Genomic DNA, 24,818 nt, shown 5'->3' with positions numbered 1-24,818 from the left:
AGCAGCCCTTAAACGGTCAATCCGGACTGGAGAAAGTTAGAAAAAGCGGTAAGATACTAGCCTTGCTTAAATGTTCAGCTAAAACCAAACCGGAGTCAGTATGAATCACCCCAACACACCCCTGGTATTATTAATTCTTGATGGTTGGGGACACCGCGAACAAACAGATAATAATGCAATAGCTCAAGCCAACACGCCGGTGATGGATAAGTTGTGGCAAGACTATCCCCATAGCCTGATCTCCGGTTCAGGTATTGATGTTGGCCTGCCTGAAGGCCAGATGGGCAACTCAGAGGTGGGCCATGTTAATCTTGGTTCAGGCCGGGTGGTGTATCAGGATTTTACCAGGATCACCAAAGCGATTTCGGATGGCGATTTTTTCCAGAATCCGGTATTAGTTGATGCAGTTAATTCGGCAAAATCCAACAATAAAGCGCTTCACATCATGGGATTACTGTCAGAAGGCGGCGTACACAGCCATCAAGACCATATATTGGCAATGATTAAACTCGCTGAACAGCAAGGTGCAGGCCCAATATATCTGCATGCTTTTTTAGACGGTCGTGATACGCCGCCACGCAGTGCTAAAGCCTCATTAGAAAAAATTGAGCAACACTTTGCCAGCACAGGCAGTGGCCAGATTGCCTCTGTCATCGGCCGTTATTATGCAATGGACCGGGATAAACGCTGGGACAGAGTGCAACAAGCCTATGACTTACTGACTCAGGGTAAGGCTAAATATACAGCTACTAGTGCGGTCAACGCGCTAGAAGACGCGTATCAGCGGGAGGAGAACGATGAGTTTGTTCAGGCCAGTGCCATACTGACAAGTAATAACCAGCCAGTGCACATGGCTGACGGTGACGCCTTAATATTTATGAATTTCCGTGCGGACAGGGCCCGGCAATTCAGCCGTGCCTTTACCGATCCCGACTTCGATGGTTTTCAGCGGGAACAGCAGCCTGATCTCAGTAGTTTTGTCATGCTTACCGAATATGCTGCTGACATTAACGCTCCTTGCGCATATCCGCCAGAACCATTGAACAACGTACTAGGAGAGTGGCTGGCTAAACATAATAAAACTCAACTACGGATTTCTGAAACTGAAAAATATGCGCACGTGACATTTTTTTTCAGTGGCGGTCGCGAGCAGGAGTTTACTGGTGAAAGCAGGATATTGATACCGTCACCTTCGGTCGCGACCTACGATCTGCAACCTGAAATGAACTCAGCTGAACTTACTGATAAACTGGTTGGCGCCATTCATAGTGGCAAATTTGATGTCATTATCTGTAATTACCCCAATGGGGATATGGTTGGGCATACCGGAGTGATGGCCGCCGCCATTAAAGCAGTTGAAGCGGTAGACCATTGTATTGGCCGGGTGGTGGAGGCGCTGCAGCAGGTGGGCGGTGAATGCTTAATTACCGCAGACCACGGCAATGCTGAAATGATGCAAGACCCTGATTCAGGCCAGGCGCATACGGCTCATACCAGTGGCCCCGTTCCTCTGATTTATGTAGGCCGCCCTGCTACAACGGTCGAGGGGGGTATCTTAAGTGATATTGCCCCCACTATGCTGCAACTGCTGGGACTGCCACAACCTGCAGAGATGACCGGTAAAGTATTATTGAAACTCAAGCAACGCTAATCTGGCATCTGATGAATTTACATTTTTCTTCCCCCGCAAGCCAGCAGCCACTTCGGCTGCTGCTGTTGTGCTGTTTAGTATGCACTATGCCGGCAACAGGCCGTCAGCAAGCTGAACAGCAGCAAGAGCTTGAACAGGTTCAACAACAGATAAAGGCCACCGAGCGCCAGCTAAAACAACAGCAAAAACAACTTACTAAAGCGGAGCAACAACTACAACAGTCCGATCGGGCACTGGCTAAAGCATCAGACCAACTGCAGCAAACCGAGCGACAACTGGGCCGCCTTGAACAACGGGGTAGCGAGCTCAACACCCAGCAACAGCAACTTCAAATTGAACTGCAACAGCAACAAAAGCAACTGGCGGCACAATTAAAGAGCGCATACAGCTTAGGTCAGCATGACTACACCCGAATGCTTTTAAATCAGCAGGATGCAGGCAAACTAGAGCGGGCTCTGACTTATTATCAGTACTTCAACAGAGCCAGAGTAGAGCAGCTGGCAAAAATAAATAAAACCGTGCAGGAACTGGAACTGGTAAAAACGCAACTGGCTGAACAGCAACAGCAGTTAGTCATTGTCCGGAACGAACAGCAGCAGCAACAACAACAGTTAGTTGCCGTCAAAGCCGGACAGCAACAAGCGGTCAACCAACTGCAGCAGTTACTAAAAGAGCAAGGAAGCCAGCTAAGCTACCTGCGTCAGAACGAGACCAGCTTACAGAACACCATTGACCAGCTTCGGGCTTTGGCAGAGCGAAGTCTGGAGCTACTGGGATTAACGGCTAATAAAGGCAAGTTGCGCTGGCCACTTAACGGTGATTTATTACAAGGATTTGGTGAGAACCGACAAGGTGGTATGCGCTCCCGCGGTATTTTAATTCAGGGCCAGGAAGGTAAGACCGTCCAGGCAATAGCGGATGGCAGAGTCATTTACGCTGACTGGTTAAAAGGCTATGGCTGGGTTATTGTTCTGGATCATGGCGCAGGTTTTATGAGCCTTTATGGCCATAACCAGAATATTTTGAAGCAGCCTGGCGAACAAATTATCGCCGGCGAAGCAATTGCGTTGGTGGGTATGAGCGGTGGCCAGGCTACTGCAGGCCTCTATTTTGAGATAAGAGAGAAAGGCGATGCAGTTAACCCCTTGTCATGGCTAAGCAAAAACAAGGGTTAAAAAAGTCTTGCCGCCAGTGTAAGCATACGCCAATATATGGGGCAAAAGCAGGATGATCTGACCACTATTTTTCGGCGGCAGAATAGGCAAACAGGAATAATAACCGCGTGCGTATAACATTATTTGGGCTGGCACTGACTGCACTGTTCAGTGCAGAAGTAATGGCAGAAAAGCCGCGAATTGCCATTATCATTGACGACATCGGCTATCAGAAAGCCGACTTAAAGATGGTATCTTTACCCTACTCCCTGACATTATCGGTATTACCTCACACGCCTTATGGTCCTAAATCAGCACAACTTGCTTTTGCTCAGCAAAAAGATGTGATGCTGCATATGCCGATGGAAGCCAATAACAGCAAAAGACTGGGTCCTGGGGCACTCACCCACGATATGAACCGTCAGCAAGTGCGTGACGCTTTGCAACAGGCATTGGCAGATATCCCCTATGCCATTGGCGTAAATAATCATATGGGCAGTTTGTATACCGAACTGGATCAACCAATGGCCTGGACCATGGAATACCTGCGACAACGCCAGCTGTTTTTTGTGGACAGTCTTACCACGCCACAGAGTAAAGCGCGCTTGTATGCCCGCCAGTATGGCGTTGCCAGTTTAAGCCGTCATGTTTTTCTGGATAATGATCTGTCCGAGGCAGCGTTACAACGCCAGTTCCAGCAATTGTTGCAGATAGCACATCGCCATAAGGTCGCCATCGCCATTGGCCACCCCTACCCACAAACTTATGAATTTTTGAAGAAAAACCTGCCATTGCTTAATAAACATGGCATTGAGCTGGTTAGAATATCGGCACTGTTACCGCTGGAGCATGATGTCGTGGCTGCTGGTTTCACCGCACCTGCTATTTCTGCACCACAATAATGTCTTAAAGTATCCAAATAAAAAACCTGCCGCGGCAGGTTTTTTATTTCAGTACCGTTAGCATTACCAGGCTAACGTCTTACGTCTCAACTCAGCGCAGAGTGCAACTTCTTCATCGCATTTTTCTCAAGCTGGCGTACCCGCTCAGCCGACACCTGATAACGCTCAGCCAGCTCTTGCAAGGTGAGTTTGTTATTATCCAGCCAGCGAGCCCGCACAATATCCTGACTGCGGTCGTCTAACGTCCTCATCGCCGCCTGCAACCTGTCCGCTGCTGCAGTGTCCCATTGCTCGTCTTCAACCTGAATGGCTAAATCAGACGCTTTATCCTGTAAATAGTACACCGGTGCAGTAAAGGCAGAATCATCGTCTTCATCCGGCGCATCGTACGGCATATCGTAGTTACTCATCCGGGATTCCATTTCCCGAACTTCGTGTTCTGCCACACCGAGTGACTCCGCAACGTGTTTCACTTCATCCTGATTAAACCAGCCCAAATGTTTTTTTGCTTTGCGCAAATTGAAAAACAATTTCCGTTGCGCTTTAGTCGTAGCAATTTTAACGATGCGCCAGTTTTTCAGCACATACTCGTGTATTTCTGCTTTAATCCAGTGTACCGCAAAAGAGACCAGACGCACCCCTACTGTCGGATCAAAGCGCTTAACTGCCTTCATCAGGCCTATATTCCCTTCTTGCACCAAATCACTAATAGGTAAGCCATAACCTGAATAGCTACGGGCAATATGTACTACAAACCGCAGGTGCGACATAATCAATTGGCGGGCGGCCGTCAAATCACCATCTTGCTGCAGACGCTCAGCTAAATTGCGTTCCTGCTCTGCAGTTAACATCGGTATAGTGCTAACAGCGTGAGTATATGCCTCGAGACTGCCACTGGCTGCGACGGTAAGCGGCATAAATTCTGCTTTATCTGCTTTAGTTGTCATGTTTTGCCAATCCTGTTTCAATCGAATACAACGATATTAGCACTCTTTGCTCAAGAGTGCTAATTGTCGTTTGCAGGTTTTTGAGATCTGGTTATTCTAAAAATTATACTTTAATAATTAATTGTTATTAAGGACCGGTAGGTTCAATGGCACTGATATGCCGGCGCACTGATAGATAAGACCCCGCCAATCCCAGCAATACTGCAATCAGCAGTAAAGTAAGAAACTCAACGAAACTCATCGCTTTCAGGCTAAAATCACTTTGGTACAGCGCGGTCACATTGCTGATTGCACTCTGGAGCCACCACAACATCAGTTCTACTACCAGAAATGCAAGCAAGCCACCAAAAATACCAAACCAGACCCCCGTGTACAGAAAAGGTCGCTGAATAAAGGCATCAGTTGCTCCAACCAGCTTCATCACCTCAATTTCGTCTTTTTTATTCATGATAGACAAGCGGATAGTATTACCGACAATCAGCAGCACAGCGCTTAACAACAGCAAAGCAATAATGGCTACTGCTTGTTGCAACATGCTGACAATCGCATTTAACCGGGTAAGCCAGTCGATATCCAGCTTAGCAAATTCAACCACCCGTTCAGCACTCAATCGTTTGAGCAGTGTTTCTGCTGCCTGAGGGGCGGTGTTCTTAGGTAATACCCGGATAAGATCAGGCAAAGGATTGCTATCCAGATAATTCAGTGCGGCGCCAAAACCAGATATCTGCTGGAATTCAGCCATCGCTTGTTGTTTGCTAACGAAAATCACCTGCGCCACATCACGATCAGCTTGTAATATAGTAACCAGACTTTGCACCTGATTAGCGGGCGTTTGTTCACGAATATACAGGCTTATTTCTGCTGCCTGCGTGAAACTGCTGCTAATTTGCTGCATATTCTTCACCAGCAGGTGCAAGGTAGCAGGCAGCGTTAAGCTAACGCCCAGCACAGCAATGGTTAAAATGGACGCAGACGGTGTTCGCCATAATTCACCCAGACTCGCTACTGCCTGACGCGCATGATTAAGCCAGAACATGATAAAACGACGCAGTAACCCGATTTTCTTTGCTGCCGCCCCGGTTGCCCGTCCGGTAAACAGGATACTCATACTGGCTCCTGATATTGCAACAAGCCATCGTTGATCATTCGACCTTGTTTTAACGTCAGAGTCCGATATTTCATCCGCGCTACCAACCCCAGGTCATGCGTAGCCACTAACACCGAGACGCCCACCTGATTAAACGCCTCAAATACCCGCATGGTGTCTTTTGATAAATCCGGATCAAGGTTACCGGTTGGCTCATCTGCCAGAAGTAATGGCGGCTTATTCACCACCGCCCTGGCAATGCCAACCCGTTGTTGCTCACCACCTGATAAGGTTGCGGGTAAGCAGCGCACTTTATCCAGTAATCCCACTTTATCCAGTGCCGCATGAACCCGTTTTACCATCTCCTTGCCGGTGAATCCCTCTATCACCAGAGGTAAAGCGACATTATCAAAAACAGTATGATTCATTAACAGTCGGTGGTTCTGAAAAATAATCCCGACGTCACGTCTTACATATGGGATCTGGCTGCGTTTAATCCGGCTTAACTCAATATCGTTAATTAACACCCTGCCGGCACTAGGTCGCTCGATCAGGCTAATCAGCTTTAACAAAGTACTTTTGCCCGCACCAGAATGGCCGGTCAAAAAAGCCATTTCACCTTTTTCCAACCGAAAGCTGATTCTGTCCAGCGCCACGAAACCACCCGGATAGCTTTTACTGACCTGATCAAACTGCAACATGGTTAGTATTCCTTACTAAATAAGGCTTTGATAAAATCCTGGCTGTTGAACTGGCGTAAATCGTCGATAGCTTCACCTACCCCAATGTACCGGATGGGTACCGTAAACTGGTTAGCAATAGCAAAAATAACACCACCTTTGGCGGTGCCATCCAGTTTTGTCAGAGTGATCCCTGTCAATGGCACCGCTTCATTAAATAACTTTGCTTGACTCAACGCATTCTGACCAGTACCTGCATCGAGTGTCAGCATGACTTCATGCGGTGCGGCGCCATCAATTTTCTGCAGTACCCGGACAATTTTTTTCAGCTCGTCCATTAGATGGGCTTTGTTTTGCAAGCGACCCGCTGTGTCAGCAATTAAAATATCAACCTTGCGAGCTTTTGCTGCCTGATAAGCATCAAAAATTACTGAGGCGCTGTCAGCTCCTGTATGCTGTGCTATTACCGGAATCGAATTGCGTTCACCCCAGACTTGCAGTTGCTCTACCGCCGCCGCGCGGAAAGTATCACCGGCAGCCAAAATTACAGATTTACCTTGCTGGCGGAACTGCTGAGCCATTTTACCAATGGTTGTGGTTTTACCCACACCATTGACCCCCACCATTAAAATAACAAAGGGCCCCGCAGGATTACTTGCCACCAAAGGTTGTTCAACTTTGGTCAGTAGTGCTGCCATATCCAGTTGCAACTGATTAAACAGTAGGCCTGCATCTTTCAACGCTTTGCGGTTGGCATGCTGGGTAAGTTGCGCGATCAATTGTTGAGTAGTGTCCATGCCAACATCAGCCATCAGCAACTGGGTTTCCAGTTCTTCATACAACTCATCATCAATTTTCTTGCCACTGAACAATCCGGCAAGACCATCGCCAAGATTCTGACTGGTTTTAGCAAGGCCCTGCTTTAACCGGCTAAAAAAACCGGCTTTTTTTGCCGGTGATTCCGACACCGTTTCGTTTCTGGTAACAGGCGGCATCAAGCTATTCTCAGACGCGATGGGAGCATGTTTTTCTGTTGCCGCTTCAGCTGGCTGCGCCGGTGCTTTTGCAGCTTGTTCTGGCGCTGGCTCAGTAGTAATCTGCGCAGAAGAGCTCTCAGCATCCTGGGTAGGTTCAACAGGTTGCTGTGTGGGCTCTGTTTCAGATGGTGTTGTTTTTTTACCCAGGCCAAGCCAGGAGAAAAGATTTTTCTGTTTTGTCATAAGCTTTTGTGTCGAAGGCAGTATTCAGGATAAAATTACTGCTAATACTATCACCTTTAACTCGCAGGCAAAACGGAAACGATGAAACAAGCTAAAACCGCTAAAAGTAAAACCGGCCAGCCCGGTTTTGTCCGGATTATCAGCGGTCAGTGGCGGGGCCGCCGTTTGCCTGTCGCCGACGTTACCGGCCTGCGCCCCACCACCGACCGGGTGAAAGAAACACTATTTAACTGGTTAATGCACGATATCAGCGACAGCATTGTACTTGACTGCTTCAGCGGCTCTGGTGCGCTTGCGTTCGAAGCGTTGTCGCGCTATGCGGGTTTTGCCACCCTGGTCGAAAAAGATTCAGCTCAGGCCAAACGGCTGCAGACGCTACTAACCAGTTTAAATGCCAGCCAGGCTGAAGTGATAAACAACGATTGTTTACGTTATTTGTCACAGCCGGCAAGCCGCCAGTACCAGATAGTATTGGTTGACCCCCCTTTTCGCCAAAACCTGGCTATCCCTTGTTGTCAGCTGTTGGAGCAAGGTGGATGGCTAAGCGCCAATGCTTTGATTTATCTGGAAACTGAAAAAGAGTTACCGCTGACAGAAATTCCCGCCACCTGGCAACTCTTAAAAGAAAAAATTGCCGGGCAACTGGCTTACAGGTTGTGGACAACGTCGTCCTAGGTTAACTCCATCCCAAGATTGGTCAGGCCCTGCTGCTGTACCCAGGCTTTTAATTGCAGCATTTGTTCACGCTCTATCTGCTTCATCGGGCTGACCAACTCGATAAGTTCGGCCAGGCATTCCATTTCATAGGCCATCAGTGGATGGTCCCGGACATGCTTTTTTAGCTCATTCTCACTGGTGATATCTTCATCTTCAGCCTGATGCTCAATCAGGCGTGCCACGGTAGCCTGAGATATTTTGGCTACATTAATAAATTCGCCGCTATCTTGCTGGCTGATACCATTGAACATAGCGTCCAACGCGGTGGCACAATCTACTGCCGGATATACGCCAAACATTGGAAAATGATTAACTTCCGGGATCAATGGCTCAAGTTCTTCTGCCAGCCGGGGAAAATTAATTTTAGCTTTTTTTACCGTTAACCACTCCCAGCTTAAATCCAGCATATGTCTGAGCGCAGCAGCATCGCCAAACTCACTCACTTCGCTAAACAACTGATAATTCGGTAACATGCGTTCAAGCAAACAGGCTGCAATTGCAGCCTGTTGATAAAACCCCAGATCACGCATCAACTGGAAGTTATTTGCTTTTTGTTTCATACCACTCCTGAGCGGATTAAAGGCTGGCGTTAACCCGATACGGCCAGTTGTTTTTGAGCATACTCAAACTTAAGTTTGTATTCCATAATCTTTTGTTCCAGCTCGCTGGTATGCTGCTGGTTCATCTCGTCCTGCTCAGCAAGCTGTGAGCGGAGTTGCCGTATCATTTCACGGCTTTGGTCGGCTTCATACTGTTGCTTTTGCTCGGCCGCTTGCTGGCGGTTTACCGCATGGTCTAACTGACTTTCCAGTTTCTTACCTCGGCTTTGGCTTTGGGTTAACAGCTCGTTGATATTGACAAACTCAGCCTGTAAACGCGTCAACTCTGAGCCAAGCTCAGCGCTACTATCTGCCAGCTCGCTGCGATGTTGTTCAAACTCATTAATCTGATTTTGCAGTGCTTCGCTGTGGGCTTGTAGTTCAGCAAGCTGCGCTTTTAACTCATCATGCTGCTGTTGCTGCTCATCAAGTAGCTGGTTGCGTTCTGCCAGCTGTTGCTCCAAATCACGTACTTGCTGCTGACTTATTGCCAGCGCCTGTAATTTATCCTGCTGTGCCTGCGTTTGTTCTGCGGCGGTTTGTTGCAACGCCTGATAGCTTGCAGTCAGTTCGGTCAGTTGTTGCTCGTTATGCTGCGCCTCATGCTGCTGTTGCTGTAAACTGGTTTTCATTTGCTGTAAAGCCAGCTTGCTCTCATGAGCTTGAGCTCGGGCTTGTTCAAGTTCTGAATGTAATTGGGCAAGTTCTTCCGGATCGGCCGCGCTTTGCTGTGCAGTTTGTAGTGCTTGCTCAGCATGCCGGGTTTTGTGCTGCTCAAACTCCAGTTCTTTGGTCAATTCAGCCAACTGCTGTTCAAGACCGACTTCACGTTCACTTAGCGAGCTATTATGTTGCTGAGCTTTTTTCAGTTCGGCAGCCAACGTTGCTATTTGCCTGGCTGTTTCTGCTGATTTCTGCTGCAAATCAGCCAATTCCTGATTATCAGCGGTAGCAACTGGCGTCGCTAAATCGAGTTGTTGTTTCGTCTGCTGCCAGTCTTTAAACAGTTTCTGGTAAGCCTGTTCCTGTTCGATTAACCGTTGCTGCCACTGGCTTTGAGATTTTGCCAGGATCTGGGCGCTATAGCCTTGCAACAACTGCTGCTGTTCATTCATCAGCTGCTTGCCGAAGTCGGCCAGACTAGCGGCAAGCTGTTGCTGCGCTTGATTTTCCAATTCTGCTGCGAGCTGTTGCTCGTTGTTATTATTATTTTTTTTCACTGCATTCATGTTCTGGTCTCGAATTAAACAGCCGCCCCGGCTGTATACTATCAATGTTGTGCCGAGATCCCTGCCGCACGTTATCAAAGAGTGTAATATGAGTTGAGAATGATAGCTAACGCTATTGTATATTTTGTCCTCAACCCTTTTATCACACTTCGTATGCCTTAATAAATATCAGGATTGGCAAATTAACATCGGCACTGAAAAGTTTACTTACTTTAGCCCGCTAAAACCATACTAAACTCAACGCAACTTAATAACGAACAGCGTGTCTTAGATTGCAAGGTGTACTCAGAGGAACAAATGATGACAAAAAAAATTTCAAGCGTAATGCTTAACCGTAAATTTTTAACTGCTACTGTGCTGACACTTATATTAGCTGCTTGCAGTAGTAAACCTACCGTACGCTCTGACCAAGCCACGGATATTAATTTTAACCAGTATCAAACATTCTCCTTTGTCGAGGAGTTAGCAACCGACCGAGCTGGTTATACCACGCTGGTCACCCAGCATTTTAAAGATGCCATTCGCTCAGAACTGACTGCGCGTGGATTTCGCTACGTGGAGTCAGATCCGCAATTATTGGTTAATTTTAATTCTAATGTAGCAAATCGGTCAGAAACCCGCAGCGTTCCGACGACCAGTTACCATTATGGTTATTATCACTATCGTCGTGGTATTGTTTATGCTGGTTTCCCGGTTTACAGCAATGATGTTAATACAGTTCATTACAAGGTAGGCACGGTAAATATTGATTTGGTTGATGCCTCTGAACGGCGATTAGTGTGGGAAGGCATTGCTGAAGGGACGTTAAAACAAGAAGATTTGGAGCAACCGCGCGAAGCAGCCGCCCGCACTGTTGCTTTGATTTTTGAAAATCTCCCTACTCAGAAAAACTAACCTGCTGCAATTTCAGCAACTTGTTGCTTTAACGCGGCGCAATCGGCCGTTGTATCAAGTTGCTGAATCGATAACGTAAGCTCAGCTACTTTAAAACCAAATTTGTGCAATGTCGTGCGGTTTATCAGGTTTTTTTCATCAACCAGATGCAGCCAGTCTTTCACCGTAACATCCAGAGTATCGCCGTCATAGGGGATCCGCAGCACGTACTGCCAGTATAAACTATTGCCCGCCAGCTGGCCGGTCGCTTCACCTACTACGTCGCCGGCAGTGCCCGTTATTCTGCCGTCAGCACTTTGGGTTAACTGCCAATGCCTTTGCTCTACCCGGCCATCGCTAAAATAAAAAACTTCATATAAATCGCCCTGCTCCTGCTGCCATTCGCCACAAAGATCGGCAACAAAACGGACGCTTTGCTGGCCACGCCAATTATGCATTACCCCGTATGCACGGCCAGAGCCCAGAAAAAATTGGTCAAGTGCAAGCTCTGGTGTCAGTTGTTTGTAATCAGAAATAGACTGGCTGCACCCCGCAAGTGTTGCCAAGCTTGCTGTAAGTAAGGCTTTGCGCCAGAAAAGCTTTTGCATATTGTGCTCCTTGTATTATTCAACTTTAGCAGACATTACGCAGTTAGCTTTGCTTTAGCTCAGTATGGTGATTATCTTGCTAAGCTGAATTACTTATCCTGAAGACAAGTTTTTTTTGTTAGACAGGCGACCAGCAACCCCTTACAACGCACCACTGTGTCACGGGGAGTTTACTATGCCAGATCCAATGGTGTCTTATGATGAAAGAGACCCGACTATTAACGTTATTCATAACGAAGAGATTCTGGGCCAGTTTTACCAACATGGCTGGGTCGTCATGCCGGCGTTTTTACCTGGCAACTTAAATCAGTTATTACTGGATGAAGCACGTTTTGACGCCAATCTGACGCCAGCCGGTGTCGGCCGGGCAAATGATTACATTGTTAACCAGCAGATCCGCCGTGATAAAACACATTGGTTTGACGCCATAAGTGTCGGCCAGCAAGATTACCTGCGTTTAATGCAGCAATTACAGGTACAGCTAAACCGACAGTTTTTTCTGGGCTTATTTGATTTTGAATGTCATTTTTCCCGCTACCAGCACGGTGACTTTTATCAAAAACATGTTGACGCCTTCAGCGGCCGCTCTAATCGGGTGCTGACCACGGTAAGCTATTTAAATAATGTCGGGGTTGGCGGTGAGTTAGTATTGTACGGCCCTGATGACGCCATACTGACCCGTATTACGCCACAAGCGGGTACCCTGGTACTATTTGAAAGTGAACGGTTTGCTCATGAAGTACTACCCGCGATCGACGACCGTTATAGTATTGCGGGCTGGTTCCGCCATAATAATAGTATCAACGGTGTGGTTGACCCCAGCCGCTAAGCTGAAGCCGTTTAGCGGATAAGTGTCAGCGTTTGCCCGACCTCAATATTGCGCTCAGCAAACCAACCTCGTGGCATTTCCAGGGCGGCCAGGGCTGCTGACGGCGCGGATACCGGTGTCTCATCAAGTGGATGAAGTTGCTTTATCGCCATAATTCGCCATTGTGGGTCAATAAACGCCACATCCAGAGCTAAATCAGTATTGCGCATCCACAAGCTGATAAGCCTTGGTTCAGGATAAAGTAACAACATTCCTTTATCGGCACATTGCTGAAACATTAGCCCGCGCTCACGTAACGCAGGAGTATCAGCCAGCTGAACCTGACGTTGCATGCCAGCAATCAGAATGTTGGCTGTTGGAAAAGTCACCTGCGGGATCTGCTGGGGTTCGGCACAGGCATTCACAGCTAACATCGACAATAATAGAGCTAAAATGGGTTTCTTCATCTTAAATACCTGAAATAAGTTAGCAAGCAAATGCGCGATTAACTGCCTGTAATGTAGTAATGCAGGGCGATACCACTGAAAACCAGCAATCCAACATAATGATTATCCAAAAATGCCTGAAAGCATCCGGCACGGCTTTGTCTGGCTAACCGATACTGATATATAAACGCCAGGCTACAACATACCAGCGCCGCATAGTACACCATGCTAAGTTGCGCCAGTACACCAACATACCCCAGTAGCAGCAAGGTTAAAAGTTGCAGCAGCAAAATGGTTACCAGCACGTGCTTACCAAACAATATCGCGGTTGATTTTATCCCTGCTTTTAAATCGTCCGGTTTATCCACCATGGCATAGTAGGTATCGTAAGCCACAGTCCAACATAAATTCGCCAGATACAAATACCAGACCAGCGCTGGCAATTGCAACTGAATGGCCATAAACGCCATTGGCATGCCCCAGCTGAAAGCGGCTCCCAGCACGACTTGCGGAAAATGGGTGTAGCGTTTCATAAACGGATAAATAGCGGCCAGTATTACCGCCACCAGTGACAACAACATCGTCTGCCAGTTTAACCAAAATAATAAGCATGCACTTAACCCAACCAGCAACGTAAATAACTGCAAGGCCTCTGTAGCACTAACGCTACCCTTTGCCAGGGGGCGCATTGCCGTGCGCTCTACCTGGCCGTCAAAGTTACGATCGGCATAATCATTTATTACACAGCCAGCGGAGCGCATCAGTATTACCCCAACACTGAAAACCAACAACAGACCAATATCCGGTACTCCCCGGGCAGCAAGCCAGAGCGCCCACCAGGTGGGCCAGAGTAACAAATAGATCCCTATTGGTTTCTCCAGCCGCATTAATAGTCGATATTCTGGCCAACGCTGCCAGCTAAGTTGCCAGTTCATAACGCCAAAACACCATCGAGAAACACTTCAGCGACCAGTAGTGGCTGCCCCGCCAGGGTAAACACAGAACGTCGGGCCCAGTACTCACCTGAAGCAACAGCTGCCGTCAAAGGATGCGTTAACTTTACCCTCGCCACCTCTATTTCGCTGCGTCTGACATGTGGTTGCTGAAAAATGACTTCTCCCAGGGGCTTTTCACCCAGTTGAGCCAAAGGTTGCAGCGCAGCTAATGTCGGCAAAGGCAGCCAGCTTTGTGCATAGATACAAGGCAGCCGGTTACATGACATTAATACTTCCCGACATTGGGCAAGATTATTACCGGGCAACAACGGCTTGATAAAATCGGGTAACGTCTGCTCTTGCTGCTGCAGCACTTGCAGCTTAAAATCGCAGGCACGACTTTTTAACCGAGCAGTAAGAGAAGCTGGCTCTAGCAACCACTCTTTAAGCACCGCCGGTAACACGACAGTACTGGCCAATTGCCAGTCAGTAGCTAATGAAATAGCGGGGTTGGTCACTGAAATACTCAGATTGCAATAATATGGTCGAATGATAACAAGTTCGGCCAGCCTTTTCAGCTGAAAAAACTTAGGGCGGCAGCTAATTAAACTGGTAAAGCATTAAGTAAAACACTAAGGTTAACAAAGAATTCCCTGAGACAACCCAAGGTAGGGCAACATGAAATTTCTCGTTCTTGTACTTTCAGCTTTGCTCATAATGCAATCACCAGTGAGTGCCCGGCAGCAGGAAGCAGAGTTTGTTTATTATGGCTTTGATCCGGATATCGTTACCAATTACGTATCAGAAAGTCGCCGCAGCCTTGGTTATGTCAGAGTGACCGTTGAGTTAATGGTCACCGACAAACGTTTTCTGAACGCGATAGAGCACCATGAACCTCTTATTCTCGATACCATTATTGGCATTCTGAGCAAACAAACAGAAGACAAAGTGAAATCGTTGACCGGCAGAGAGGAGATCCGCACGACGATTTTGACCCGACTGCAGGAGGTACTGAAAAAAGAAACCGGTGACACGATCATCAAAGACTTACTCTTTACCAAATATCTTTATCAGTGAACTGGCATCGGTTATCTGAGCTCACCTTTTAGGAGTCACTCCCGGCGGTTTAATCAGCAACGCCAGAATTAAACCAGTCAGCATTCCTGCCAGATGTGCCCAGTTTGCCATGCTGATCCATAGCACATCAGCAAATCCGAGCAATAACCACACCACCATAAAAATTGCCAGGGCGTCACTGATCAGTGGCCGCGACATCGGATAACGTTTCTGACTCAACCAGCAAAAACCAAAAAGTGCATACACCACACCCGACAAGCCGCCGAAATTAGTGCCGACCAGAAAAAACTGGGCCGCGTTAGAAATCACGGCAGTTAGCACGGTAAAATTAAGTAACCGGATGCTGCCGAACTGGCGTTCCAGTGCTGCGGCCAGCAACAGCCACCACAGTAAATTAAACACCAGGTGAGTGGCTGTGAAATGTAATAATGCAGGGGTAAACCAACGCCAAAGCTGCGCCGGCGCTGTAAGTTGCAAACTGGCTGTTGCGCCCCGGAAGTCAAGCTGCAGCCAGGCGTAGACCAGCAAGCATAACCCTAAAATCAGCACGGTGACTGGGTTGCTAAGCGCTTTTTGCCAAGGCACGGAAAAGTTGCGCTGCCCGCTTTGGGTAACAGGCTGACTACGTTGCCATGCTGCCGCCTGATAACGCGGATGACCCGGCTCGGCAATAAACTCTTTTAGTAAATCCGTTACCTGCTCTTTGCAATCTTCGTCACAATACAACTGGATGGCGCCATTACCTACCGGCTCAGCGATCACGTGCAGCCCCTTACTCTGGCAATAGTCCGTAAACAATAAGGCTGCTGGCAGATTATTAATTTCAGCCAGTTTATGCATCATTACTGCGCTCAAAGGGCTGCGACTGCTGCCATTGACTAAAGCCTCCATCCATACTGTACACTTTTTCAAAACCCTGCTGAGCCAGATATTGAGCAGCGCCCTGACTGGAGTTGCCATGGTAGCAAACGACGATAACTGGCTGGTCAAATTCAACCTGTTGCATAAATTGGCTCAGACTACCGTTATTCAAATGGTAGGCCCCTGAAATATGGCCATTGGCGAAACTTTGCTCATCGCGAATATCAGCAATGATCACCTTCTGCTGTGACAACATGGCAGCGGTATCTGCAACGGATATATGGTGAAAATCGGTCATTTCTGCTCCCGGTCATAGTGGTATGAACATAGTGGTCTAAAAATAGTGGCGTTATAATAACGCACTGATCAGCAAATAGCAGCCAGTGTCTCAGAGGCAACCTCTGTGCTTTAAGCGTTTTGGCCGTTACTTAGCAAGAAAGGCTGGACATTCAATTAAACTATTGTTAACAATGTTGGCATTAATATATTGTGTCTGGGATCCATCATGAATTTACTTATTTTACTTGTCGTTCTTGCCGTCATTATTTTCTATGTCATCAGTATTTTTAATCAACTTGTTAAACTAAAAAATCGTTTTCAGAACGCTTTTGCTCAAATAGAAGTACAGTTAAAGCGTCGCTATGATTTAATCCCCAATTTAGTTGAAACAGCCAAAGCCTACATGTCTCATGAACGGGAAACCCTGGAAGCGGTGATAAGTGCGCGCAATGCAGCGATGGCCGGGCTGAAAGTAGCGGCCAATAATCCCGGCGACGCAGGGGCTATCAGCCAGCTTGCAGGGGCAGAGGGTGCGTTGCAAAGTGCAATGGGCCGACTGAATATGGTGATGGAAGCGTACCCGGATCTGAAGGCCAATCAAAATATGATGCAATTATCTGAAGAGCTTACCAGTACCGAAAACCGGGTTGCCTTTGCCCGCCAGGCGTTTAACGATGCGGTGACTGAATACAATACTTACAAACAAAGCTTTCCGCCGGTACTGGTTGCTGCCACATTCGGCCACGCTACCGATGCTACCCTGCTAGAGTTTGAAGATAGTAAGTTAATTCAGGCTGCACCAAAAGTCAGTTTCTGATAACGCATGGCCACTGACTTTTTCAGCCAACAAGATTTAGCAAGACGGAACACCCGGATCCTGATATCGCTATTTACCCTTGCAGTTGCGTTGCTACTACTGCTAACCAACGCCCTGGTATTAGTGGGCCTTGGTCTGGTTGACCTGCAACGGATCGACAACCCGGCAACGTTAGCGCAAAACCTGCCATGGTCTGCAGTATTGGTTACCAGCATCAGCGTTATTATCGCTGTCGGTATTGCGGTGCTGTTAAAATGGCAACAGCTTAAAGGCGGCGGTAAAGTAGTTGCAACCAGCCTTGGTGGCCAACGGATTGATACTGCCAGTAGTGACCCGCTGGAACGGCGTCTGTTAAATGTCGTTGAAGAAATGGCTATCGCCGCCAATGTGCCGGTACCACCGGTGTATTTATTACCCGAGAAAGGTATTAACGCGTTTGCTGCAGGTTACAGCCCGGCAGATGCCGTAATCGGGGTAACCCGTGGTTGCGTGGAGCAGCTAAATCGTGACGAGCTGCAAGGGGTGATAGCACACGAGTTCAGCCATATTTTAAATGGTGATATGCGGATGAATATCCGGATGATAGCCATTTTAAACGGTATTTTGTTTTTAGGGCATATAGGCTACTTTATGCTGCGCTCCGGCAGTACATCCAGCAGGCGGATTGGTCGAAGCAGCGGTAGCAGAAAAAATAAAAATGGTGGCGGCCTGCTGGCAATCGCGCTTGGCCTGGTGGTAATAGGTTATTTGGGCTCTTTTTTTGGCAACCTGATAAAAGCTGCCGTAAGCAGGCAACGCGAATATCTGGCCGATGCCTCAGCGGTTCAATTCAGCCGTAACCCCAGGGGAATTGCTGGCGCATTAAAGCGGATTGGTTCACACAGTGCAGGCACCCGTATTAGTAATCGTAATGCCGATGAAAATAGTCATTTATTTTTTGGCGAGGCGATCTCCCGCTGGGCCAGCATTTTTTCGACACATCCCCCTTTGGCTAAGCGGATAAAACGCTTAGAACCGCAATGGAATGGAAAATTTCCCAGTCCGATAAGCCAGGTTGATGCTGCTGCAGAGGTTGACACCTCCCGCCCTGACCACACGGCTGAGCCAGAAAAAGCTCAACCAGATAACCAAAAGATGATGCAGGCCGTTGCGGCTTTACCTTTATTATTAATCCAACATAGCCGCCAACCGCTGCAGGCTCAGGCTATTGTTTGCACTTTGCTGCTTCAGAACCCCGGTGTTGAAGCCGAACAAATCAAACTGATAAAAGAGCAAGGTTCACTGGAACTGCTGCAACATGTTGATCAGCTTATTGATGCGGTACAGCGCTTACGCCTGCCGTTGCAAGTGCAATTATTGCAGCGCACCATCCCGGCATTAAAACAGCTTAGCCACCAGCAGTTTGCTCAGTTTGAGCAACTTATCCAGGCCCTGATTGCTGCAGATCAGCAGTTATCATTGCCAGAGTGGATAGTGACTCAGTTTATTGAACATACGGTAGCCAGTCACTTTACCCCCAAACCGCAGATCAGAGGTTCCAGACAAACAGAGTTTACTGCCGTGCAAATCCCCGTTTTAACGCTGCTAGCTGCTGTGGCGGACGCTGCCGGCGACCCGGTGTCATGTCAGCAAGCCTGGTTGGCAGGATTAACAAGCCTGGGGCTTGCAGAAAATACCCCAAGACCTGTCAGCCAATTGACGACATTAACCACCCATCTTAATGACTTGCTGGGTGCTGCGCCGCTGCTAAAGCAGCAGATCTGGCGGGCTATCCTGGCTGCGGTAGCAGCAGATAAACTGGAAACGGATAATGAGCAGGCCTTGTTGGTCGCGCTTGCCTTATTACTGGAAATGCCCTGGCAGCCCGGTACAGCAACAGACTAAAGGTTGCCGTTTTTGCCTTTTCAGAAAAATCTGTTTTAGGGGTTTAGCCCAGCGACCAGCTAAGGTAAAATAGCTGGTTATTGTTTAAATCTGGAGGCCCTGTGTCCGATAATCTGTCAGATAATCGCTTATTTCTTTTATACGATGCCTCGTTCGACGATATGGATGCAGAAGGCTGCCCTGGCTTTGGCTTCGTACTGTTATTTAGTGAAGCGGATGTTACCCAGTTTACCGCTGGCGAAAACCCGGCTTGCCCGGCGGTTTCTATGCTATTTACCGATCATGCTGATGGTAGTATCAGTGGCGATTTGCTGGGCTGGGCTCACCTGGATGCTGAAATTTTTCAACACTATCCACTGGGGCAGTTTTTAACCCTGATGGAACAGGCAGCGCAGGTTGCGATAAATGCCTATCGGCAGGTTAACCAGGTTCCTGATAAGCTAGTAGCGCTGAGCCTGCCCGATGAAGATCTTATCCAATTTGATGTTCAGTTTAATGATTTACAGCTAAAAGATAAGCAAAGCGAACTTTTACTGGCCCAGCAGCTTATGGTGGGACGACCTTATCTGGATTCTTAGATAAACAGCTGAGTTCTCCCCGTTTTCACGGATTGCATTTTCACTTTATTCTTTTACTATATCGAATATCGGTAAACTAACAGGCCAGCAGACGGAGCCACCGCAATGACTACAGCCCTTGATATGGCCTTAATTGAGCGGGCGTTAAACGGTTTTACGATTCCGCCACGACCTGAAATTTTGCAGCATATTCAGCAGCAGCTTGCGAAAAGCGATCCTAGTATTAGCCGGATAGCCGCGTTAATTAATCTGGATGTGGGTATTGCCGGATTTACGTTAAAAGTGGTTAACTCTGCATTTTTTGGCTTACGTCAGAAAATAACCTCGATTGAACATGCCTGTAAATATCTAGGTCTGAGCCGGGTTGTCGCCTTGGTTCGTAGTATTTTACTGCGCTTTACCCTGGCTGAAGGCCGGCAAGATCCTTTTAATCAGCGGTTATGGAGCAGTGCCCTGCATACCGCTACTATTGCTATGGCGCTGGCGAAGCACTTTAACCTTAGCCAGGCAGCTCAGGACGATTGCTATAGTCTTGGCTTATTTCATAATGCCGGTATTGCCCTGATTAGTGGACAAGCGCCGCTTTACCCAAATTTGATGCAACAAGGACTGCAAGCAGGCCGGGGGCATAGCGAAATTGAAGAACAGCACTTTCAGACATGTCATGAAGTCCTGGGATTTCTTATTGCTCAGTCCTGGGGATTAACGCCAGAATTGTGCAATGTGATTGCCTACCATCATAGCCCGGCGATTATTCTGCAATCAGACAATGACTACGAACAGCAATTATTCGCCCTGCTAAAGCTGGCTGAGTTTTTCAGTGGCGAAAGTAGATTGTTGTATAGCATCAATGTTGATCCCGAGTGGCAAAATTACAGCGGTGCTATTCTGGACGTACTGGAGCTTGACAGCCTGAGCCTGCCAGATTTTGCTGAAATTTTGCACCATCAGGATATTCAAACCGTATACAGTCTCAACTAGCCCAATCTGAGCGCTACCTGTGGTGCATCGTAAGCTTTTTTTGCCAAGTAAAATTTGCCCCGGCTGCCAGCGTCCGTTTAGCTGGCGTAAAAAATGGCAGTATAACTGGCAACAGGTTATTTATTGCTCTGAACGCTGTCGTCGCAGCAAATCAGGCCCCATAGTTACTCCAGCGGTCCTGCCTACTGATAAAAAAAGCGGATAACCTCATATAACAGCGTTATCACCGAGCGTGACGTCTGTTACCTTTAGTAAGGGAGTTACCTGGTAACTCAACATTTCGTGTCACTTTTAGCAGGGCGGTCAGATGCACATTGTGATTTTACCCACCGCAAACTGTGTTGCAGAATATGGGGCAACACTTTTTATCGATCAGCTATCGGCTAAACCGGATTCAGTGCTGGGCTTAGCCACGGGTTCCACCCCCTTAGCACTATACCATTTGCTTATCGCTGCCAATCAGCAGCAGCAAGTGTCATTTGCTTGCGCAAAAACGTTCAATCTGGACGAGTATCTCGGGTTAAATAGTGAGCATCCACAAAGCTACCGCTACTTTATGCAGCAGCATTTATTTAATCATATTGATATTTTGCCAGAAAATACCGCCATACCCGATGGGGCGGCAGCAGATCCGGTAGCAGCATGCGCCCGCTACGAGCAGCAAATTATCGCAGCCGGAGGCATCGATTTGCAGCTTTTGGGCTTAGGCCGAAATGGCCATATTGGTTTTAATGAGCCATCCTCAGGTCTGCGTTCCCGTACCCGCATTAAAACTTTGACAGCTGCAACTATTGCCGATAATGCCCGTTTTTTTCAAACTGGCGACTACCAGCCGCATCTGTCCATCACCATGGGGATAGGAACTATCCTTGACGCCAGAAAAATTGTGCTACTGGCTACCGGCGTCACTAAAGCCAGCGCTGTTAAAGCGATGATAGAAGGTCCGCTGGCTGCTGCATGCCCGGCTTCAGCACTGCAATTACACCAGCAGGCAACAATAGTACTGGATGAAGCAGCAGCATCTGAATTAGCGGATATTGAATTTTATCGTCATATCGAGCGGGAAAATCAGGCGCTGCTTAAACGTTTAAAGCAGCAGTAATATCCAATATGTTTGGTTAAGGCTACAATAGCGCCTTCAATTCTTTCGCCAGCGCCGCTGTAGCTTTTAGTAGGACGGGTTTATGCAAATTGTGTTAGCGCCAATGGAAGGTGTGGTAGATCACCTGATGCGGGAAATGCTAACCCAAATTGGCGGCTATGATTTATGTGTCACCGAGTTTATCCGGGTGGTTGACCAATGTTTGCCAGCACGGGTGTTTCAGCGGATTTGCCCGGAGTTAGCGCAAGGCGGTAAAACGGTTTCCGGCACACCCGTGCGGGTACAGTTACTGGGGCAAGAACCCAACTGGCTGGCAGAAAATGCAGTAAGAGCGGTTGAGCTGGGCTCACCTGGTGTCGACCTTAATTTCGGCTGCCCGGCAAAAGCGGTCAATAAAAGCCGTGGTGGTGCCGTACTGCTAAAACAAACAGAGCAGTTATATCAAATCGTTAAAACAGTACGTGACGCCGTGCCCGCCAAATATCCGGTCAGCGCTAAAATTAGACTCGGTTATGATGATACCAGCCTGACGCTGGCAAACGCCGAGGCTATTTGCGCTGCAGGCGCCAGCAGTCTGGCTGTGCATGCCCGCACCAAAAGCGACGGCTACCGGCCACCGGCTTACTGGCCCTGGATTGCCAAAATAAAACAGCATGTTGCTATCCCACTGATAGCCAATGGCGAGATATGGTCTGCCGCTGATGCCGTACAGTGTCAGCAGCAGAGCAATTGCCAGGATATTATGCTCGGTCGGGGTGCCCTGGCCATGCCCAACCTGGCGCAAACCATTAAGCAACAGCAGCCTGTTATGCCCTGGCCGCAGGTATTGCAACTGCTAATGAATTATTCAGAGTTCGAAATTACCGGCGATAAAGGAAAATACTATGCCAACAGGGTTAAGCAGTGGTTTAGTTATTTAAAACTGCAGTACCCGCAGGCCGCGGGTTTATTTCAACAATTAAGATTACTCAGCAAAAGCGCTGATATTCTGAATTTGTTAAACTCAGCGCTTACCAAAGCAGAAGTTTAAGTTTAACAGGCAAACTCTTGTTGCCTGCTGTCTTTAACTAATCCGCTACGACCAATTCAATATAACTTTACCTGACTGGCCGGAACACATAATGTCAAAGCCTTCCTGAAAGCGCTCCATCGGCATTTCATGGGTTACCATTGGGGTTAAATCGAGGCCGGATTGAATTAAACTGGCCATTTTGTACCAGGTTTCAAACATCTCGCGTCCATAAATGCCTTTAATCATCAGGCCTTTAAAGATTACTTTATTCCAGTCTACTGCCATATCAGACGGCGGAATACCCAGCATAGCAATCTTGCCGCCATGGTTCATAGTATCGAGCATACTGCGAAACGCCGACGGCACACCAGACATCTCCAGTCCAACATCGAACCCTTCGGTCATGCCGAGTTCCTTCATAACCTCTTTTAAATTGTCCTTACTGACATCAACTGCCCGGCTAGCACCCATTTTCAGCGCTAAATCGAGCCGGTATTGATTCACATCAGTAATCACCACATGGCGTGCGCCTACGTGGCGCGCCACCGCGGCGGCCATAATCCCAATAGGGCCAGCTCCGGTTATCAGAACATCTTCACCTACCAAATCAAACGACAACGCGGTGTGAACGGCGTTACCGAACGGGTCGAAAATAGCCGCAATATTATCCGGAATATTATCCGCCAGTTTAAATGCGTTAAATGCCGGGATCACCAGATATTCAGCAAAAGAGCCAGGACGGTTAACACCAACACCAGTAGTATTACGACATAAATGTACCCTGCCCGCGCGACAATTACGGCAATGGCCACAGGTGATATGGCCTTCACCCGATACCCGGTCACCGATCTTAAAACCACGTACCTCTGAGCCCATCCCTTCAATCACGCCCACATACTCATGGCCAACGACCATGCCATGCGGAATGGTGTTCTGCGCCCATTCATCCCATTTATAGATGTGGACGTCGGTACCGCATATCGCGGTTTTCTTAATTTTAATTAATACGTCATTCGGGCCAACTTCTGGTTTAGCTACCTCAGTTTGCCAAATACCCGGTTCTGCTTTTAACTTTGCTAATGCTTTCATTTTACGCCCCGCCCTTATGCGATCACGCCCATGTCTTTACCAATCCGGATAAAGGCAGCAATTGCCTCGTCCAGTTGTGCTTTACTGTGTGCTGCTGAAATTTGAGTTCGGATCCGTGCCTGGCCTTTTGGCACCACCGGAAACGAGAATCCCACCACATAAATACCTTCTGCCAGCATGCGTTTTGCCATTTCTGCGGCTACTTTAGCATCCCCCAACATGACCGGAATAATGGCATGGTCTTTACCGGCCAGAGTAAAACCTGCGGCACTCATTTGTGCACGGAAATAATTTGCGTTATCCCACAATCTGGCACGCAGCGCATCACCCGACGCCAGCATTTCTAATACTTTAATCGACGCGGTAACAATTGAAGGCGCTAATGAGTTGGAAAATAAATAGGGTCGTGAGCGCTGACGCAACCAGGCGATCACTTCTTTTTTACCTGAGGTATAACCGCCAGATGCCCCGCCCAGAGCTTTGCCCAGCGTACCGGTAATAATATCAACCCGCTCTAAAACATCACAATACTCATGGGTGCCACGGCCATTTTTACCGACAAAACCTACCGCATGGCTGTCATCTACCATCACCATGGCGTTGTATTTATCGGCTAAGTCACATACCGCGTTCAAATTGGCAATAATGCCATCCATGGAAAACACGCCGTCGGTGGCAATCAGTTTAAAGCGGGCGCCGTCAGCATCGGCTTGCTTTAACTGGGCTTCCAGATCAGCCATATCATTATTGGCGTACCGATAGCGTTTTGCCTTACATAACCGCACGCCATCAATGATGGACGCATGATTCAGCGCATCGGAAATAACGGCATCTTCAGCACTTAAGATAGTCTCAAATAAACCGCCATTTGCATCAAAGCAAGACGAGTACAAAATGGTATCTTCTGTACCCAGAAACGCACTGATTTTGGCTTCCAGCGTCTTATGAATATCCTGGGTGCCACAGATAAAACGTACTGACGCCACGCCAAAACCGTGGCTGTCCAGCCCCTGTTTTGCCGCGTTAATTAAATCCGGATGATTGGCTAAGCCCAGGTAATTATTGGCACAGAAATTCAGCACTTGCGAACCGCCTACCGTGACATCTGCTTGCTGTTGCGAGGAAATAATCCGTTCAGCTTTAAATAATCCTTCAGCGGTGACGTCTTCAATCTGGTGTTGTAAGTGTTGCAGAAAAGCGCTGTTGCGCATGCGGCCTCCTGGTTGGCGATGGTCTGAGCGATGTAAAGATGCACATTGTAATGGTTAAGACGCTGCCATGC

28 protein-coding genes are annotated in these 24,818 nt (G+C 47.9%); 14 read left to right on the top strand and 14 right to left on the bottom strand.

The genetic code is table 11. The features are described from left to right. Positions 1 to 100 precede the first annotated feature (100 nt). The 3 genes from gpmM to B2Q61_RS07020 all read left to right on the top strand — a co-directional run bounded on the left by gpmM (position 101) and on the right by B2Q61_RS07020 (position 3,707). Entirely contained in the window at positions 101 to 1,651 is a 1,551-nt protein-coding gene (gene gpmM, locus B2Q61_RS07030; protein ID WP_290619298.1) for a 2,3-bisphosphoglycerate-independent phosphoglycerate mutase, read from the top strand. An 86-nt stretch (positions 1,652 to 1,737) separates the two neighbouring features. Next, on the top strand, positions 1,738 to 2,826 hold the full coding sequence (locus B2Q61_RS07025; RefSeq protein WP_290619300.1) for a murein hydrolase activator EnvC family protein: 1,089 nt from the start codon (positions 1,738 to 1,740) through the stop codon (positions 2,824 to 2,826). A 107-nt stretch (positions 2,827 to 2,933) separates the two neighbouring features. Continuing rightward, positions 2,934 to 3,707 (top strand): divergent polysaccharide deacetylase family protein, encoded by a 774-nt coding sequence (locus tag B2Q61_RS07020; protein WP_290619302.1) that lies wholly within the window; start codon positions 2,934 to 2,936, stop codon positions 3,705 to 3,707. A gap of 86 nt (positions 3,708 to 3,793) precedes the next feature. Here the strand turns inward: B2Q61_RS07020 and rpoH are convergent, their stop codons facing one another. From rpoH to ftsY, 4 genes are all read right to left on the bottom strand, one after another. After that, positions 3,794 to 4,654 (bottom strand): RNA polymerase sigma factor RpoH, encoded by an 861-nt coding sequence (rpoH, locus tag B2Q61_RS07015; protein ID WP_290619304.1) that lies wholly within the window; start codon positions 4,652 to 4,654, stop codon positions 3,794 to 3,796. Positions 4,655 to 4,781: 127 nt separating this feature from the next. Continuing rightward, complete coding sequence (gene ftsX / locus B2Q61_RS07010) at positions 4,782 to 5,762, bottom strand: permease-like cell division protein FtsX (protein ID WP_290619306.1); 981 nt, start codon at positions 5,760 to 5,762, stop codon at positions 4,782 to 4,784. Further along, positions 5,759 to 6,442, bottom strand: a complete 684-nt coding sequence (gene ftsE / locus B2Q61_RS07005; protein WP_290611863.1) for a cell division ATP-binding protein FtsE — start codon at positions 6,440 to 6,442, stop codon at positions 5,759 to 5,761. The genes ftsX and ftsE overlap by 4 nt, the downstream gene beginning before the upstream one ends. A gap of 2 nt (positions 6,443 to 6,444) precedes the next feature. Beyond that, a complete protein-coding gene (gene ftsY, locus B2Q61_RS07000) occupies positions 6,445 to 7,641 on the bottom strand; it encodes a signal recognition particle-docking protein FtsY (RefSeq protein WP_290619308.1) in 1,197 nt (398 codons plus the stop codon). An 81-nt stretch (positions 7,642 to 7,722) separates the two neighbouring features. Between ftsY and rsmD the strand changes: the two genes are divergently transcribed. Continuing rightward, positions 7,723 to 8,316, top strand: coding sequence for a 16S rRNA (guanine(966)-N(2))-methyltransferase RsmD (gene rsmD, locus B2Q61_RS06995; protein ID WP_290619310.1), 594 nt, complete (start codon positions 7,723 to 7,725; stop codon positions 8,314 to 8,316). Here rsmD and B2Q61_RS06990 read toward each other — a convergent pair. Next, positions 8,313 to 8,918: a YjaG family protein gene (locus tag B2Q61_RS06990; RefSeq protein ID WP_290619312.1), complete on the bottom strand. Its 606-nt coding sequence runs from the start codon at positions 8,916 to 8,918 to the stop codon at positions 8,313 to 8,315. The genes rsmD and B2Q61_RS06990 overlap by 4 nt on opposite strands. A gap of 29 nt (positions 8,919 to 8,947) precedes the next feature. Further along, positions 8,948 to 10,186 (bottom strand): hypothetical protein, encoded by a 1,239-nt coding sequence (locus tag B2Q61_RS06985; RefSeq protein WP_290619314.1) that lies wholly within the window; start codon positions 10,184 to 10,186, stop codon positions 8,948 to 8,950. 297 nt (positions 10,187 to 10,483) lie between these two features. Between B2Q61_RS06985 and B2Q61_RS06980 the strand changes: the two genes are divergently transcribed. Further along, positions 10,484 to 11,080: a DUF4136 domain-containing protein gene (locus B2Q61_RS06980; protein WP_290621858.1), complete on the top strand. Its 597-nt coding sequence runs from the start codon at positions 10,484 to 10,486 to the stop codon at positions 11,078 to 11,080. Here B2Q61_RS06980 and B2Q61_RS06975 read toward each other — a convergent pair. After that, positions 11,077 to 11,667 carry a DUF3833 domain-containing protein gene (locus tag B2Q61_RS06975; RefSeq protein WP_290619318.1) on the bottom strand — a complete coding sequence of 197 codons (591 nt, stop codon included), beginning with the start codon at positions 11,665 to 11,667 and terminating at the stop codon, positions 11,077 to 11,079. The genes B2Q61_RS06980 and B2Q61_RS06975 overlap by 4 nt on opposite strands. Positions 11,668 to 11,842: 175 nt before the next feature. On the opposite strand from B2Q61_RS06975, the gene B2Q61_RS06970 reads away from it, so the two are divergent. After that, positions 11,843 to 12,496 carry a 2OG-Fe(II) oxygenase gene (locus B2Q61_RS06970; RefSeq protein WP_290619320.1) on the top strand — a complete coding sequence of 218 codons (654 nt, stop codon included), beginning with the start codon at positions 11,843 to 11,845 and terminating at the stop codon, positions 12,494 to 12,496. Between the two features lie 11 nt (positions 12,497 to 12,507). Here B2Q61_RS06970 and B2Q61_RS06965 read toward each other — a convergent pair whose 3' ends face one another. The 3 genes from B2Q61_RS06965 to B2Q61_RS06955 are packed head-to-tail and all read right to left on the bottom strand — an operon-like array spanning position 12,508 to position 14,374. Beyond that, entirely contained in the window at positions 12,508 to 12,942 is a 435-nt protein-coding gene (locus tag B2Q61_RS06965; RefSeq protein ID WP_290619322.1) for a DUF192 domain-containing protein, read from the bottom strand. 38 nt (positions 12,943 to 12,980) lie between these two features. After that, on the bottom strand, positions 12,981 to 13,856 hold the full coding sequence (gene ubiA, locus B2Q61_RS06960) for a 4-hydroxybenzoate octaprenyltransferase (RefSeq protein ID WP_290619324.1): 876 nt from the start codon (positions 13,854 to 13,856) through the stop codon (positions 12,981 to 12,983). Then, positions 13,853 to 14,374 (bottom strand): chorismate--pyruvate lyase family protein, encoded by a 522-nt coding sequence (locus B2Q61_RS06955; RefSeq protein WP_290619326.1) that lies wholly within the window; start codon positions 14,372 to 14,374, stop codon positions 13,853 to 13,855. The genes ubiA and B2Q61_RS06955 overlap by 4 nt, the downstream gene beginning before the upstream one ends. 199 nt (positions 14,375 to 14,573) lie before the next feature. On the opposite strand from B2Q61_RS06955, the gene B2Q61_RS06950 reads away from it, so the two are divergent. Then, positions 14,574 to 14,933 (top strand): flagellar basal body-associated protein FliL, encoded by a 360-nt coding sequence (locus B2Q61_RS06950; protein WP_290619328.1) that lies wholly within the window; start codon positions 14,574 to 14,576, stop codon positions 14,931 to 14,933. 21 nt (positions 14,934 to 14,954) lie between these two features. On the opposite strand, the gene glpG is transcribed toward B2Q61_RS06950, so the two are convergent. Further along, the gene (gene glpG / locus B2Q61_RS06945; protein ID WP_290619330.1) at positions 14,955 to 15,776 is read right to left on the bottom strand and encodes a rhomboid family intramembrane serine protease GlpG; all 822 of its coding nucleotides are present in this window, start codon (positions 15,774 to 15,776) and stop codon (positions 14,955 to 14,957) included. Then, the gene (gene glpE, locus B2Q61_RS06940) at positions 15,766 to 16,092 is read right to left on the bottom strand and encodes a thiosulfate sulfurtransferase GlpE (protein ID WP_290619332.1); all 327 of its coding nucleotides are present in this window, start codon (positions 16,090 to 16,092) and stop codon (positions 15,766 to 15,768) included. Before glpE ends, glpG begins: the two co-directional genes overlap by 11 nt. A gap of 207 nt (positions 16,093 to 16,299) precedes the next feature. Between glpE and B2Q61_RS06935 the strand changes: the two genes are divergently transcribed. The 7 genes from B2Q61_RS06935 (at position 16,300) to dusC (ending at position 22,465) form a co-directional block, all read left to right on the top strand. Continuing rightward, positions 16,300 to 16,890 carry a LemA family protein gene (locus B2Q61_RS06935; RefSeq protein WP_290619334.1) on the top strand — a complete coding sequence of 197 codons (591 nt, stop codon included), beginning with the start codon at positions 16,300 to 16,302 and terminating at the stop codon, positions 16,888 to 16,890. Between the two features lie 6 nt (positions 16,891 to 16,896). After that, entirely contained in the window at positions 16,897 to 18,774 is a 1,878-nt protein-coding gene (locus B2Q61_RS06930) for a M48 family metallopeptidase (protein ID WP_290619336.1), read from the top strand. Between the two features lie 101 nt (positions 18,775 to 18,875). Then, the gene (locus B2Q61_RS06925; protein ID WP_290619338.1) at positions 18,876 to 19,352 is read left to right on the top strand and encodes a hypothetical protein; all 477 of its coding nucleotides are present in this window, start codon (positions 18,876 to 18,878) and stop codon (positions 19,350 to 19,352) included. A 105-nt stretch (positions 19,353 to 19,457) separates the two neighbouring features. Then, positions 19,458 to 20,333: an HDOD domain-containing protein gene (locus B2Q61_RS06920; RefSeq protein ID WP_290619340.1), complete on the top strand. Its 876-nt coding sequence runs from the start codon at positions 19,458 to 19,460 to the stop codon at positions 20,331 to 20,333. 19 nt (positions 20,334 to 20,352) lie between these two features. After that, the gene (locus tag B2Q61_RS06915) at positions 20,353 to 20,538 is read left to right on the top strand and encodes a DUF2256 domain-containing protein (RefSeq protein WP_349678738.1); all 186 of its coding nucleotides are present in this window, start codon (positions 20,353 to 20,355) and stop codon (positions 20,536 to 20,538) included. A gap of 102 nt (positions 20,539 to 20,640) precedes the next feature. Further along, positions 20,641 to 21,435 carry a glucosamine-6-phosphate deaminase gene (gene nagB / locus B2Q61_RS06910; protein ID WP_290619342.1) on the top strand — a complete coding sequence of 265 codons (795 nt, stop codon included), beginning with the start codon at positions 20,641 to 20,643 and terminating at the stop codon, positions 21,433 to 21,435. 82 nt (positions 21,436 to 21,517) lie between these two features. After that, on the top strand, positions 21,518 to 22,465 hold the full coding sequence (gene dusC / locus B2Q61_RS06905) for a tRNA dihydrouridine(16) synthase DusC (protein WP_290619344.1): 948 nt from the start codon (positions 21,518 to 21,520) through the stop codon (positions 22,463 to 22,465). Between the two features lie 45 nt (positions 22,466 to 22,510). Here dusC and tdh read toward each other — a convergent pair whose 3' ends face one another. Together tdh and B2Q61_RS06895 are read right to left on the bottom strand one after the other, a co-directional pair. Continuing rightward, complete coding sequence (gene tdh / locus B2Q61_RS06900; RefSeq protein WP_290619346.1) at positions 22,511 to 23,536, bottom strand: L-threonine 3-dehydrogenase; 1,026 nt, start codon at positions 23,534 to 23,536, stop codon at positions 22,511 to 22,513. Between the two features lie 14 nt (positions 23,537 to 23,550). Next, positions 23,551 to 24,747: a glycine C-acetyltransferase gene (locus B2Q61_RS06895; protein ID WP_290619348.1), complete on the bottom strand. Its 1,197-nt coding sequence runs from the start codon at positions 24,745 to 24,747 to the stop codon at positions 23,551 to 23,553. Positions 24,748 to 24,818 lie beyond the last annotated feature (71 nt).

Source organism: Arsukibacterium sp. UBA5043 (assembly GCA_002415085.1).
In the GTDB taxonomy this organism is placed as follows: Bacteria; Pseudomonadota; Gammaproteobacteria; order Enterobacterales; family Alteromonadaceae; genus Alishewanella.
The sequence above is the reverse complement of the archived record's forward strand: the minus strand, read 5'-3'. Positions and strand labels throughout refer to the sequence as shown.

What these genes read in the sequence shown, in the direction of transcription:
- gpmM (WP_290619298.1), top strand. Translation starts at nt 101, where the DNA reads ATGAATCACCCCAACACACCCCTGGTATTATTAATTCTTGATGGTTGG.
- B2Q61_RS07025 (WP_290619300.1), top strand. Translation starts at nt 1,738, where the DNA reads ATGCCGGCAACAGGCCGTCAGCAAGCTGAACAGCAGCAAGAGCTTGAA.
- rpoH (WP_290619304.1), bottom strand. Translation starts at nt 4,654, where the DNA reads ATGACAACTAAAGCAGATAAAGCAGAATTTATGCCGCTTACCGTCGCA.
- ftsX (WP_290619306.1), bottom strand. Translation starts at nt 5,762, where the DNA reads ATGAGTATCCTGTTTACCGGACGGGCAACCGGGGCGGCAGCAAAGAAA.
- ftsE (WP_290611863.1), bottom strand. Translation starts at nt 6,442, where the DNA reads ATGTTGCAGTTTGATCAGGTCAGTAAAAGCTATCCGGGTGGTTTCGTG.
- ftsY (WP_290619308.1), bottom strand. Translation starts at nt 7,641, where the DNA reads ATGACAAAACAGAAAAATCTTTTCTCCTGGCTTGGCCTGGGTAAAAAA.
- rsmD (WP_290619310.1), top strand. Translation starts at nt 7,723, where the DNA reads ATGAAACAAGCTAAAACCGCTAAAAGTAAAACCGGCCAGCCCGGTTTT.
- B2Q61_RS06990 (WP_290619312.1), bottom strand. Translation starts at nt 8,918, where the DNA reads ATGAAACAAAAAGCAAATAACTTCCAGTTGATGCGTGATCTGGGGTTT.
- B2Q61_RS06985 (WP_290619314.1), bottom strand. Translation starts at nt 10,186, where the DNA reads ATGAATGCAGTGAAAAAAAATAATAATAACAACGAGCAACAGCTCGCA.
- B2Q61_RS06980 (WP_290621858.1), top strand. Translation starts at nt 10,484, where the DNA reads ATGATGACAAAAAAAATTTCAAGCGTAATGCTTAACCGTAAATTTTTA.
- B2Q61_RS06975 (WP_290619318.1), bottom strand. Translation starts at nt 11,667, where the DNA reads ATGCAAAAGCTTTTCTGGCGCAAAGCCTTACTTACAGCAAGCTTGGCA.
- B2Q61_RS06970 (WP_290619320.1), top strand. Translation starts at nt 11,843, where the DNA reads ATGCCAGATCCAATGGTGTCTTATGATGAAAGAGACCCGACTATTAAC.
- B2Q61_RS06965 (WP_290619322.1), bottom strand. Translation starts at nt 12,942, where the DNA reads ATGAAGAAACCCATTTTAGCTCTATTATTGTCGATGTTAGCTGTGAAT.
- ubiA (WP_290619324.1), bottom strand. Translation starts at nt 13,856, where the DNA reads ATGAACTGGCAACTTAGCTGGCAGCGTTGGCCAGAATATCGACTATTA.
- B2Q61_RS06950 (WP_290619328.1), top strand. Translation starts at nt 14,574, where the DNA reads ATGCAATCACCAGTGAGTGCCCGGCAGCAGGAAGCAGAGTTTGTTTAT.
- glpG (WP_290619330.1), bottom strand. Translation starts at nt 15,776, where the DNA reads ATGATGCATAAACTGGCTGAAATTAATAATCTGCCAGCAGCCTTATTG.
- glpE (WP_290619332.1), bottom strand. Translation starts at nt 16,092, where the DNA reads ATGACCGATTTTCACCATATATCCGTTGCAGATACCGCTGCCATGTTG.
- B2Q61_RS06935 (WP_290619334.1), top strand. Translation starts at nt 16,300, where the DNA reads ATGAATTTACTTATTTTACTTGTCGTTCTTGCCGTCATTATTTTCTAT.
- B2Q61_RS06930 (WP_290619336.1), top strand. Translation starts at nt 16,897, where the DNA reads ATGGCCACTGACTTTTTCAGCCAACAAGATTTAGCAAGACGGAACACC.
- B2Q61_RS06920 (WP_290619340.1), top strand. Translation starts at nt 19,458, where the DNA reads ATGACTACAGCCCTTGATATGGCCTTAATTGAGCGGGCGTTAAACGGT.
- nagB (WP_290619342.1), top strand. Translation starts at nt 20,641, where the DNA reads ATGCACATTGTGATTTTACCCACCGCAAACTGTGTTGCAGAATATGGG.
- dusC (WP_290619344.1), top strand. Translation starts at nt 21,518, where the DNA reads ATGCAAATTGTGTTAGCGCCAATGGAAGGTGTGGTAGATCACCTGATG.
- tdh (WP_290619346.1), bottom strand. Translation starts at nt 23,536, where the DNA reads ATGAAAGCATTAGCAAAGTTAAAAGCAGAACCGGGTATTTGGCAAACT.
- B2Q61_RS06895 (WP_290619348.1), bottom strand. Translation starts at nt 24,747, where the DNA reads ATGCGCAACAGCGCTTTTCTGCAACACTTACAACACCAGATTGAAGAC.